General features: G+C 61.2%; 9 protein-coding genes and 1 pseudogene. 6 read left to right on the top strand and 4 right to left on the bottom strand.

All coding sequences use genetic code 11. The annotated features are described in order from the left end of the window. The first annotated feature begins 739 nt into the window (after nucleotides 1-739). The gene (locus HPT29_RS22665) at nucleotides 740-1,537 is read left to right on the top strand and encodes an outer membrane protein (RefSeq protein ID WP_173946668.1); all 798 of its coding nucleotides are present in this window, start codon (nucleotides 740-742) and stop codon (nucleotides 1,535-1,537) included. Nucleotides 1,538-2,005: 468 nt separating this feature from the next. Then, the gene (locus HPT29_RS22670; RefSeq protein WP_432807270.1) at nucleotides 2,006-2,593 is read left to right on the top strand and encodes a transglutaminase-like cysteine peptidase; all 588 of its coding nucleotides are present in this window, start codon (nucleotides 2,006-2,008) and stop codon (nucleotides 2,591-2,593) included. Between the two features lie 119 nt (nucleotides 2,594-2,712). On the opposite strand, the gene HPT29_RS22675 is transcribed toward HPT29_RS22670, so the two are convergent. From HPT29_RS22675 to HPT29_RS22690, 4 genes are all read right to left on the bottom strand, one after another. After that, the gene (locus HPT29_RS22675; protein WP_173946927.1) at nucleotides 2,713-2,949 is read right to left on the bottom strand and encodes a hypothetical protein; all 237 of its coding nucleotides are present in this window, start codon (nucleotides 2,947-2,949) and stop codon (nucleotides 2,713-2,715) included. A gap of 274 nt (nucleotides 2,950-3,223) precedes the next feature. Further along, a complete protein-coding gene (locus HPT29_RS22680) occupies nucleotides 3,224-4,747 on the bottom strand; it encodes a malonate--CoA ligase (RefSeq protein ID WP_173946931.1) in 1,524 nt (507 codons plus the stop codon). A gap of 62 nt (nucleotides 4,748-4,809) precedes the next feature. Continuing rightward, a complete protein-coding gene (locus HPT29_RS22685; protein ID WP_173946930.1) occupies nucleotides 4,810-6,186 on the bottom strand; it encodes a malonyl-CoA decarboxylase in 1,377 nt (458 codons plus the stop codon). Between the two features lie 52 nt (nucleotides 6,187-6,238). Further along, nucleotides 6,239-7,621, bottom strand: coding sequence for an SLC13 family permease (locus tag HPT29_RS22690; protein ID WP_173946926.1), 1,383 nt, complete (start codon nucleotides 7,619-7,621; stop codon nucleotides 6,239-6,241). 206 nt (nucleotides 7,622-7,827) lie between these two features. Between HPT29_RS22690 and HPT29_RS28740 the strand changes: the two are divergent. The 4 genes and pseudogenes from HPT29_RS28740 to HPT29_RS22705 all read left to right on the top strand — a co-directional run. Beyond that, a pseudogene (locus HPT29_RS28740) lies at nucleotides 7,828-7,962 on the top strand (GntR family transcriptional regulator); the annotation flags it as partial. A 3-nt stretch (nucleotides 7,963-7,965) separates the two neighbouring features. Then, nucleotides 7,966-8,475 carry a GntR family transcriptional regulator gene (locus HPT29_RS22695; RefSeq protein WP_349774727.1) on the top strand — a complete coding sequence of 170 codons (510 nt, stop codon included), beginning with the start codon at nucleotides 7,966-7,968 and terminating at the stop codon, nucleotides 8,473-8,475. Between the two features lie 81 nt (nucleotides 8,476-8,556). Continuing rightward, nucleotides 8,557-9,753 carry an MFS transporter gene (locus tag HPT29_RS22700; protein ID WP_173946924.1) on the top strand — a complete coding sequence of 399 codons (1,197 nt, stop codon included), beginning with the start codon at nucleotides 8,557-8,559 and terminating at the stop codon, nucleotides 9,751-9,753. Between the two features lie 126 nt (nucleotides 9,754-9,879). Beyond that, nucleotides 9,880-11,319 carry an amidase gene (locus HPT29_RS22705; RefSeq protein ID WP_173946923.1) on the top strand — a complete coding sequence of 480 codons (1,440 nt, stop codon included), beginning with the start codon at nucleotides 9,880-9,882 and terminating at the stop codon, nucleotides 11,317-11,319. Nucleotides 11,320-11,439: the final 120 nt, after the last annotated feature.

Consider the following 11,439-nt stretch of genomic DNA (forward strand, 5'->3'; position numbering starts at 1 on the left):
CAACGGCGGCCGAGCCAGTGTACCGGCTAACGCCACTAAAGCTAGACAGTATAAGCTCCGTTGCAAAGGACTGCCAGAGCGATCGTGCCGGTAACAGTTGACCTAGAATATGCGCGGTAGCCAAGCCGATGTGGCGGCGCCTCTCTGCGTCTACGGGCGAGAGAGCCGATGAGGAGCCAGTCGGAGCGCGTTGGCCTGGATCAGTCTGGGCCCTCAAGCCAAGTCACGCGAAAGTCAGCTCGCAGGCGCATTGCAGAAATACGGCTAAGGTCAGCCCTGTGCCGATGTCGTTCTCTAATGGGTCAAGGGGCAACTCTCCAATCCTGAGCGGTTTTGCGATCCCAAAGGGTTTCTGCGTTCTCTACGTGCTCCAGGGCACTTGGTGGGGTCACGTGCTATATCCGCCAATGGCTTGCGGCGGAGTGAATTTCTCGGACGGCCGTTTGCGGACCTGAACGGTCGTGAGAGGTGTGCCATAAAAAAACCCTGCCCCATGGAGGGCAGGGTCTGAGTGATCTCCTCGCCTTCGGGGATTACGCCGAAGTCAGGCCAGTAGGTCATGTCCCACGCGGCGTGTCAAATCCAACAAAAGTATTCACGAAAGTTTAGGTGTACATTCATATCAGCTATACTGACCTAAATAGTAGAGTCCAAACAAGTGTTGCACCTTTGCTATAGCCCTTCTTGGCCGTCGAGCCATACTCTGCCCTTGTGAATCTCGCCCACAAGGGGATTGCTCATGAAAACTCGTATTCTTAGCCTGCTCGCTGCCACAGCCCTCACAACGGGGGCTGTTTCGTCCTTGTCCGCCGCGGATCTGCCGGTCCGTGCGGCCCCTCCACCGGTCATCGCGGCCGTGCCGGTCTTCACCTGGACCGGCTTCTATGTCGGTGGCAACCTCGGCTGGGGCTGGCGCGACAGCAACGACGAACCCGTGATCCTGACCGGCCCCGGCGTTCCGGGCGGCATCGCGGGCGGCACGCTCCTGTTCGATAACAACAACGATGCCACCTTCACCGGCGGCGGCCAGATCGGCTACAACTACCAGATCGGCTCGTTCGTGATCGGTGCCGAAGCCGACATCCAGGGCATCGACAACAACGACGACAACAACGCGGTGTTCATCCCGGGCCCGGGCTTTGCCGGCGGCACCTTTGTGCCCGGCGAGTTCGAGAACGGTGCGGATTGGTGGGGCTCGGTGCGGCTGCGCGCCGGTGTCGCGTTCGACCGCTTCCTGGTCTACGCCACGGGTGGTCTGGCCTACACGGAAGACAACACCGGCTGGGCCGTCGGCGGTGGTATCGAGTGGGCGCTTCCCACGAACTTCAACCTGTTCGGCGGCAACAGTGCGGTCACCCTCGGCCTGGAGGGTCTGTGGGTCAGCATCGATCAAGACGATGACGACATCAATCGTCCCATCGGGACCTTTACGCCAGTGGGCGGCGCCCCGGTCAATGTGTTCCTGCCGCGCAACAACGACGAGCAGGACTTCTTCGTCGCGCGGGCCAAGCTGAACTTCAAGTTCGGCACCTACTAAGATCGCCGCATCAGCAGCAGTCGAAGAGGCTCGGGGCAGCCCGGGCCTTTTTGTTGTGCGGACGCCAAGAAATAGGGACATGGGGGCAATTGCACAGGACGCCGGATATGGAGCAGGTCTCAATCAATGTATTTGCATCATCATGTCGAGCCAATTCGCGGCTGCTGCTTATCTGATGGAAACACTCGCTCTGCATTTCGTCACGAGAGCCCGCATTGCGCCGGCTGCGAGATCCTCACAGCTGCGATCGGATCGGCACAAAACTCATGGAAAGGCGAGTAATGATGCCCGGAGTTCCAGATGCAGAGGAAACGGGATCGGCTCCTGCCTTGAGATTGCCTGACTCGACATGTCAGCTCACTTTAGAATGATCATAATCGTACGGTCGGGGACATGCGGGCACCACTTCTCAGGCGGGCGAACGGTCGACCATGTCCTGGTCGCTGGTTTCATCCTGCGGCCTTGGCTATGGTTCTGCTGGTCAGCGGCGGGGCGAACGCTCAGACGGCTAGCACTCCCCTCAAGTCCGGTTTTCTCGCCACCAGGAGCCACGCCGTCATGCCGGTGCCAGGCTGGATTCGCTTCTGCAAGCACAGGCCGGACGAGTGCACGGTCGACCCTTCGGAACCGGCGAGGATCGCCCTGACGCCACAGGGCTGGGAGACGCTCACACGCATCAACCGCCAGGTGAATGCCGGCATCCGGCCGATCACCGATCAGGAGCACTGGGGGGTGGCGGATCGCTGGGACCTTGCCGAGGATGGCTATGGCGACTGCGAGGACTTCCAGCTCGTCAAGCGCAAGCGGCTCGTTGCGGCCGGGCTCTCCCGGCGAGCCCTTCGCATGGCGGCTGTGCTCGATCAGGGCGGCGCACCCCATGCGGTCCTGATGGTGCGCACCGATCTGGGCGACTTCGTCCTCGACAACAAGCATGACACCGTCTTGCCGTGGCGACAGACCGGCTACGTCTTCCTGCAGCGTGAAGGCGGCACCGGATCGACCTGGGTTTCTCTTGGCGCAGCCTCCGCGTTACCGGTGAGAACCGCTGGCCGCTGACGTCGCAGGGGATTTTTACGGATGTCCGCTGCAAGCCATCCAAGGCTCTGGCTGCCCTTCAGGAGCTCGGCAAAACATCCGAGATCTTATAGCGATTTCTGAGCAGAGGTTGGTTACCATCAGCGGTGCTGCGTCCAGCCTTTGAAATGGGGGATGGGCTCCCCAGCGGCCGCATTGTCCAGGCGCGGGATATACCGGCTAGCGATGAGTTCCGCCTCCTGCAGTCGTGCCGCAACCAAGGTTGTCCAGAAGCCGTAGCTTCTCTCACGGGAGCGGAGAGCCTTCTGCTGTTGGAATTGAATTGACTTAAGGCGAAGATTAGCCAGCGAATGGCGAAGTAGAGCGATGATCGTCAAGGAACAGACTCCTTACTGGAATTCTAAGAGCCCTTGAGCGTTTCCTTCAGTTTATATGGCTGTTCACTTGGCCGTTCAAAACAGGCAAGACTGCATGTTCGTCATGCAGCCTGTACATAGACGCATAGGCTTTTGGTGCTTCTGCTCGCTCCAGCCCTGTCCACCGGGTCTCTCAGTTGAGGAACGCCACCCGCCGTGGCGCTCGGACAAGCTGGGAACCGTAGATGTTAGGCTACGATCCTCAACGTATCAGGAATGGTTCTCGGCTGACAGCTTACGAGGCCTTGGCCGTGTAGAGATCGGCGAACTTCTCACGCAGTACGTTCTTCTGCACCTTGCCCATGGTATTGCGGGGTAGATCATCGACAAAGACGACACGCTTCGGCAGCTTGAACTTCGCCAAGCGACCGTCGAGTGCCGCCAAGACCGTCTGCTCGTCGACCTCTGCCTCTTTCGAGCGGACCACGACTGCGGTCACCCCCTCGCCGAAATCCTTGTGCGGCACGCCGATCACGGCACTCTCGAATACGCCTGGAATGGCATCGATCTCGTCCTCGATCTCCTTCGGGTAGACGTTGAAGCCTCCGGTGATCACCAGGTCCTTGCCGCGCCCGAGGATGTGAACGTAGCCGCGCTCGTCGATCTTGCCGAGATCGCCTGTAATGAAGTAGCCGTCCGGGCGGAACTCGGACGCCGTCTTCTCCGGCATGCGCCAATAGCCCTTGAACACGTTCGGACCTTTCACCTCGATCATGCCGATCTGGTTCGTTGCCAGCTCTTCACCGGTGTCCGGGTTGGTGATGCGGGCCGACACGCCGGGCAGCGGCAGGCCAACGGCACCTGGTACCCTGTCGCCATCGTAGGGGTTGGAGGTGTTCATATTCGTCTCGGTCATGCCGTAGCGCTCCAGGATGGCGTGACCGGTGCGGGCGCTCCACTCGCGGTGGGTCTCGGCCAGCAGGGGCGCCGAGCCTGACACGAACAGGCGCATGCCGGAGGTCGCCTCCCTGGTGAGGCCAGGATGCTGCAGCAGGCGAACGTAGAAGGTCGGCACGCCCATCAAGGCCGTGGCGCGGGACATCAGCCCCAGGATCTCATCGGCATCGAACTTCGGCAGAAAGATCATCGACGCACCGGAGAACAAGGTGACGTTGCTCGCCACGAACAGACCATGGGTGTGGTAGATCGGCAGGGCGTGGATCAGCACATCGTCAGCCGTGAAGCGCCAGACCTCCTTCAGGGTCATGGCATTGGAAACAAGGTTGTCATGGGTGAGCATGGCGCCCTTGGAGCGGCCGGTCGTGCCTGACGTATAGAGGATCGCCGCGAGGTCATCGCCGGCCCTCTGCACCGTCTCGAACGCGTCAGGGGCCTCGACCGCGGCCTCCATGAGAGAGCCCTGCCCTGCAGGATCGAGCGTTTCAACGGCCGCTCCCACTTTAGAAGCCAATTGCTCGATCCCTTCGCGTTTGGAAGGATCGCAGACGACGAGCGACGGCTCGGCATCGCCGATGAAGTACTCCAGCTCCGCCAGCGTGTAGGCGGTGTTGAGCGGCAGATAGACGGCACCAGCCCGAACGGTGGCCAGATACAGGACGAGAGCCGGCACCGACTTCTCGACCTGGACGGCCACGCGGTCGCCGGGTTTGACCCCGCGGGCGCTCAGCACGTTGGCCAATCGCCCCGAGAGGGCAATCAGGTCGGCATAGCTGATAGTGTCACCGGCGGGTGCCGTGATGGCGGTCTTTGAGGAATCAGTGATCGAGCGTTCGAGCCGATCGAACAGGTTCGCGTTCATGGCGTGGGCTCCGAAGCGAGGGTCGATGATGGACCCGGTTAAGATATCGTGGGCGATGGCGGTCATGGCGTAGGCACCAGATCGCGAGACGGGAGATCAGTTCGCAAGGCTTTGCGGACCGTCGGTGAAGCAGCGACCACGCCCTTCTCGGCGAAGGCTTCGTGGTTCTTCTCAATCTCATCGAGAGCGTAGAGGTAGTTGACCATCAGCCCATGGGACTGCTTCAAGCCCTTGGCGGAGAGATCGCCGACAAAGTTCAAACGCTCAAGCCGCGCCCCGTTACCGAGATGGAAGCGGGCCACTGGATCGACGGGACGACCTTTAGGATCCTTGGCCTTCAGGAAGTAATAGGCCGCCGCCGCGAGAAGGGCATCACGAACCTCCTCCACCTTCCCTGGGTCACTGCTCCAGCTTGGTTCATCAAGAAGCATCAACGTCTCCTTGGCCGTGGCATCGAGGCAGGCCGACTCCTCCGTCTTGCGCTCGCGTTCCAGCCAGCGGGCAAAGCCCGGGACCGGCGAGAGGGTCACGAAGGTCTTGAGGTTCGGCAGTTCGCGCTTGAGGTTCTCCACCACCTGCTTAATCAGGAAGTTGCCAAAGGACACCCCGCCCAAGCCCTTCTGAGTGTTCGAGATCGAGTAGAACACGGCCGTGGTCGCCTCAGTTGCAGCAATCGGGGTGCGGCCTAGGTCAAGCAGCGGACCGATCGCGCCGGGGATCTCCTTGGTCAGCGCCACCTCGACGAAGATCAGCGGATCGTCGACGAGCTGCGGGTGGAAGAAGCCATAGCAGCGGCGGTCGTCCGGCTGGAGGCGGTTGCGCAGGTCATCCCAGTTCTGGATCGCATGCACGGCCTCATAGCGGATGATCTTTTCCAGGATATTGGCAGGCGTGGTCCAGTCGATCGGCCGCAACACCAGAAACCCCCGATTGAACCAGGATGAGAACAGATGGGTGAAGTCTGCGTCGACTGGCTTCAGCTCCGGGTGCTTGGGCAGGTACTCGAGCAGTTCCTCGCCCATCCGCACCAAGGCGGAGGTTCCGCCAGGAGCCAGGTTGAGGCGACGGATCAGCTCCTGCCGTCTGGGCTCGGCTGCGGCGTGCAGGCCCTCAAGCGCATCCGTTCCCTGATCCTGACGCACCGCTTCGATCGCTTGCGCTATGCGGCGGCGGTCGGGTCCGAAGCGATCCGCCAGTGCCTGGAGGAATGCGAGGCGGTCCTCGCCCGGTGCGGCGCTGTAAGTTGCCAACAGCGTCTGTGCGAGGGCCACGCCGGATGCCTCACCTCTCCGAGAGAGCAGCATCTCACCCACGGTGGGAAGAGCGTCCTTAGCGACGATCTCCCGCGCCGCTTTCTGACCAAGCAGGGAACGCCCTCGCTCAGTCAGTGTATCTATCAGATCGCTCAGGAAGGCTGGCGCCGCCTCCAACCCTGCCATTGATCGAGAAAGCTTCACGTTCATCTCCTTCATCCACACCAGACGATTAGCGTCACAGCACGACGAACAGAGCCCAAACGACGATCGGTGCGACCACCGTCACAAGGGCGCCATAGGCCATGAGCTTGCGGAAGAACGCCTCCCGGTCAACACCCTGGGCGTTGGCCAGGACGAGAGCGCCATTGGTCGAGAAGGGGCTCACATCAACAATGGTCGACGCAACCGCCATGGCAGCAATGAAGCCGATCGGGCTGACACCGGTGCCTGATTGCAGGAACGGCACGGCAAGTGGGATGAGGGATCCAAGCACAGCCGTGGAGGAGGCAAAGGCTGACACGACGGCACCGATGAAGCACAGCAGCAGTGCAGCGAGCATCGGGGAAGCCAGACCAGCGACGCTGTCCCCGACAAACGAGATGGTGCCCATCTTCTCGAGGACGACCACATAGGTACTCACGCCCGTGATCAGCATGATTTCCGGCCATGCGACTTGGCCCATCGCGCGCTTTTGCAGAGTTGGCGCCATCAGGGAGAGGATCAGGCCAATCGTGATCGCCACAAAGCCGATGTCGAGGTTGAAGGCAAGGACGAGAACCGCGAGAGCGACGAGTCCAAGCAGCGTGACGATCTGGTACAGACCGCCATCTGGCACTGTCGATGCCTCGTCTGGACGATCCATGATCGAACGGTTCGGCTTCTGTCCGGTTTCGAGCCTGATCTCCTCGCTAAGGGCCTCGGCTTCGGAATCGCCGAAGATCTGCGGGCCTGACTGCGGCATCGCTATCTGAACGGGGGAGACGGTAACGGCAGCCGGCGCGACTGCCCTCGCCTGGAGGAGCTTGCGACCGCCGAGCGCGAAGAAAAGCAGGACGGCGACGGCCAGGTTGACGCCGAAGCTCGCCAGGAAGGTCGCGATCTCGTTGAGCGGCAGTCCGGCCTTGGCCACGATCCGGTTGGTGATGCCGCCATAGATGCTGATTGGCGAGAAGCCGCCGGCCTGAGCCCCGTGGACAACCATCAAGCCCATGAGCAGCGGATTGATGCTGTATTTGAGAGCGAAGCCGAGCGCGATCGGTGCGATGATTGCAACCGCGCCCGGGCTGACGGCGCCAACCGACGTCAGAACCGCAGAGATCCCGAACATGATCCATGGGATCGCGGCAATCCGTCCCCGCACGCCCCGAACCGCCAGCCGGACGAGCCAGTCGATGGTGCCGTTGTTCTGAGCAATGGCGAAAAGAAAGGTGATCCCGACGAGGGTCAGGAACAGACCGCCGGGAAAGCCTGCGATGATGGCGCTGGTGGTCTGGCCGGCCACCAGGGTTCCGACCAAGAAAGCGCCAACGAAAGCCAGCACACCCATGTTGATCGGCAGGATGGTGGCGACCACGAACATGGCCATGAGGGCGTAGATTGAGATCAGCTGTGGTGACATGGCACCCGCTCCTCTGTTTCCTCCTCTGCGTCGGATGGACGATTGGCTTTAGACCAACTCGCGGGGATTGCGCAGGCGGATCCCTCATTGCCCTTTCAGGAAAGACTGCGCGCATTTGCATTAGGTGTCAATGTTCTTGTATACAAGAAATGTCTTGTAAGATTATATGCATTTGATCTAGGATGCTCGTGAGCAGGACATGTGAGATGAGACGCGCTCAAGCTTTGAGAGACGCCCTCGAGCAGGACATTGTTACAGGCAAGTTTCGCCCTGGCGAGCGCTTGGACGAACAGAGCCTGGCCGCTCGCTTCGAGGTCTCCCGGACCCCGATCCGAGAAGCCCTGATGCAGCTTGCCTCGACCGGACTGGTTGAATTGCAGGCAAGACGAGGCGCCTTCGTCGCCTCTCTCAGCTTCAAAGACGTCGTCGAGCGGTTCGAGGTCATGGCCGCTCTCGAGGGCATGTGCGGGGCTCTGGCGGCCCGGCGGATCACCGAGTCAATGCAGAAGGAGCTCGAGAAAGCGCACGAAGACTGCGTTCGGGAGGCATCGCAGGAAAACGCCGATGCCTACTACTATGCAAACGAGCGCTTCCACCACGTCATCTACGAAGCCTGCCAGAACGCTTTTCTGGCGGAGCAGGCCCAACACCTTCATGCCCGTCTCAAACCCTATCGGCGGCTCCAGCTGCGGGCCCGCAGCCGTGTGGCAACTTCATTGGCGGAGCACCAGGGCATCGTAGAGGCCATCCGTGCCGGGGACAGCGAGCGGGCGGAGCGCCTCCTCCGGGAGCACATCCTGATCCAGGGCGAACGCCTGGCCGACTTTATCGCAAGTTTCGATCGGGCAGCCTAGCCGCCGGTTTAGCATTGCAGGGTTCGGGTAGAAGCAGGCTGCTGTGGAGTGTCGCCCACGAAACGGAGAAGGATGCGAAGGATGTCTCCTGACCTGCTCTCTCGCCGCACGATTGCCTTCGTCAACATCGCGCACGCGCTCGATCATTTCGTCCTTCTGATCTATCCGACGGCTGTAATCGCGATCGCGGCCGAGCGGCAACTGTCCTACGCCAGCCTCATCGGTCTCTCAACGGGTGCCTTCGTGGCCTTCGGCCTGTTCTCACTCCCAATGGGCTGGATCGCGGATCGTTTAGGGCGCCGCAACCTGCTGGGTATCTTCTTCGGCGGGTGCGGGATTGCGTGTTTGGGGCTGTCGACGGCGAACTCGCCGATCATGTTAGGCATCTGGCTCTTCGTGCTCGGGGTGTTCTCTGCGATTTATCATCCGATCGGCTCTACGATGCTGGTCACCCATACAAATCAGCTTGGACGCGACCTCGGGATCAACGGAGTGTGGGGCAATCTTGGTGCGGCCTTCGCCTCGGGAGTGACAGCCCTTCTGGCCACGACCCTCGGCTGGCGCGCGGCTTTCATTCTGCCCGGACTTGTTTGCCTCGCTGCCGGCATCGCGTTTGTCAGCCTTGTGCCCAGTGACGGAGATCCTCATGGCAAACCTGGCAGCGCTCATGCTGTCATCCCGGTGACACGGCCGATGACGCTCTTCCTGTTGTTCGCGACGGCGATCGTGGCCGGCGGCATGACCTTCAACATTACGACCATCGCGCTCCCCAAGATCATCGACGAGCGCATTGGTACCGCCTTGCCGCTGGTCCTGATCGGATCCCTGGCTACACTCGTGTTTGTCTTCGGGGCGTTGACGCAGCTCCTGATGGGCCGCCTCGTCGACAGGTTTAATTTGCCGCGGATCTTCGTTGGGCTGTCGATCCTTCAACCGCTTGGGCTTGGGCTCGCCGCCCTGATGGGTGGGATCCCCATGCTGGCCGGACTGGTCCTGGCGATGGCGGCGGTCTATGGGCAAGTGGTCGTCAACGATGCCATGGTCGCCCGCTACGTCCCTGCTCAGTACAGGGCCCGGGCCTTCAGTGTCCGCTATTTCCTTGGGTTCACGACGAGCGGTCTGGCCGTGCCACTCATCGCGCTCTTACACGGGATGAGCGGGTTCACCCTTGTTTTGAGCGCAGCAGTCACTTTTGGAATAGTGATCTTTCTCTGCTCGATTTGCTTTCTGCTCGCTGCTCAGACATCGCCACAATCATCGAGTCTTCCCGCGGCGTGATGGCTGAGGGCCATTACCAGTGCCTCCATCAATCCCTGTGCACGCTGATGTTTGGACCAGCATAGGATGTGCTATGCAGTGGACATAAACTGACGTGATGGCACGATAACGCAAGGGTGTAGGATCATGACGACTGACACGAGTTTGACCAAACTCACAGCTTGTGCGGTTGTCGACCTTCTGCAAAGTGGCGAGGTCTCCCCGCTCGATTGCCTCGACGCCTTAGAGGCCCGCATAGCCGCCGTGGACAGTACGGTCAACGCGCTTTCCATTCTGTGCTTCGAGCGGGCTCGCGAGCATGCCCGCTGGTTGATGCAACGGCCCCTCGGTGAACGTGGCCGTCTGGCTGGGCTGCCTGTGCCGATCAAGGATCTGACCGACGTGGCGGGGGTGCGCACGACCCACGGCTCGCCCATCTTCGCGGACTTCGTGCCTGAGGCCTCGGATATCCTGGTCCAGACGCTCGAAGCTGAAGGTGGTTTGATCTACGCCAAGTCCAATACGCCGGAGTTCGGCGCCGGCGGCAACACGTTCAACGAGGTCTTCGGCACCACATTGAATCCCTGGAACACAGTACTTTCCGCCGCGGGTTCATCGGGTGGGGCCGCAGTCGCACTCGCCACGGGAACAGCGTGGGTGGCGCAGGGATCCGACCTTGGTGGCAGCTTGCGCAATCCAGCCAGCTTCTGCGGTGTGGTCGGCCTGCGGCCGAGCCCCGGCCGGGTCGCCAGCACGCCTGGTGCGAAGATTGACCGGCTCCTGAGCGTGAACGGCCCCATGGGCCGCACCGTGGAGGACACCGCCCTGCTTCTCGATGCCATGACAGGGGAGAACCCAGGCGATCCCATCTCCCTGCCCAGGACAGAAAGCTTTCTGGCTGCGGCACGCTCGGGGTGGCGACCAGCGCGAGTGGCTTACTCCGCCGATCTGGGTATTACGCCCGTCGACCCGGAGGTCGCCGCCATTTGCCGAGCCGCGGCCCAACGGTATACGGAGTTGGGTGCCATCGTCGAAGAGGCGCACCCCGACCTGTCGGAAGCCCATGATACCTTCCAGGTTCTGCGCGGGATGACGTTTGCCGTCGGCCATGCCGATCTCTTGCAGAACCATCGGGACAAGATGAAACCGGAGGTGATCTGGAATATCGAGCAGGGCCTGAACTATTCGATGGCCGATGTTGTCCGGGCGGAGAACCAGCGCGCTACCCTGTTTCGGAGGATGAACGTCTTCTTCGACAGCTATGATCTGCTTCTCTGCCCCGCTACCATTGTCGCCGCCTACCCAGCGGGGGAGCGCTATGTCAGCGAATGTGCTGGCCACAGCTTCTCGAACTATGTCGAATGGCTCGCCATCGCTTACGCCATTACTCTGACCGCCTCACCGGCCCTCAGCCTTCCTTGTGGCTTCACCCGCGATGGACGACCGGTTGGGCTGCAGATTGTCGGCCGCACTCGTGCGGAAGGAAGGGTCCTGGCCGGAGCGCGTGTCCTGGAGGACATTCTTGGGCTGCGAGGCACCACGCCAATTGATCCGCAGTCCCCGCGAGCGGTGAACCTACCGAGTTAGCCTATCAGCTTCGGATGGCATCTAAGCTTGCTAGCAGCCCTATAGTAGCGAGCATGGTGTGGCGGCATCCTCGGTGACCGAGGACCTGTGGAACTGCGCGTTGTCATGAGTGAGCTACTG

It is taken from the genome of Microvirga terrae (assembly GCF_013307435.2).
Lineage (GTDB): Bacteria > Pseudomonadota > Alphaproteobacteria > Rhizobiales > Beijerinckiaceae > Microvirga > Microvirga terrae.

Excerpts from the sequence above, each read along its gene's own strand:
- HPT29_RS22665 (WP_173946668.1), top strand. The coding sequence starts at position 740 with ATGAAAACTCGTATTCTTAGCCTGCTCGCTGCCACAGCCCTCACAACG.
- HPT29_RS22670 (WP_432807270.1), top strand. The coding sequence starts at position 2,006 with ATGGTTCTGCTGGTCAGCGGCGGGGCGAACGCTCAGACGGCTAGCACT.
- HPT29_RS22680 (WP_173946931.1), bottom strand. The coding sequence starts at position 4,747 with ATGAACGCGAACCTGTTCGATCGGCTCGAACGCTCGATCACTGATTCC.
- HPT29_RS22685 (WP_173946930.1), bottom strand. The coding sequence starts at position 6,186 with ATGGCAGGGTTGGAGGCGGCGCCAGCCTTCCTGAGCGATCTGATAGAT.
- HPT29_RS22690 (WP_173946926.1), bottom strand. The coding sequence starts at position 7,621 with ATGTCACCACAGCTGATCTCAATCTACGCCCTCATGGCCATGTTCGTG.
- HPT29_RS22695 (WP_349774727.1), top strand. The coding sequence starts at position 7,966 with ATGCAGCTTGCCTCGACCGGACTGGTTGAATTGCAGGCAAGACGAGGC.
- HPT29_RS22700 (WP_173946924.1), top strand. The coding sequence starts at position 8,557 with ATGTCTCCTGACCTGCTCTCTCGCCGCACGATTGCCTTCGTCAACATC.
- HPT29_RS22705 (WP_173946923.1), top strand. The coding sequence starts at position 9,880 with ATGACGACTGACACGAGTTTGACCAAACTCACAGCTTGTGCGGTTGTC.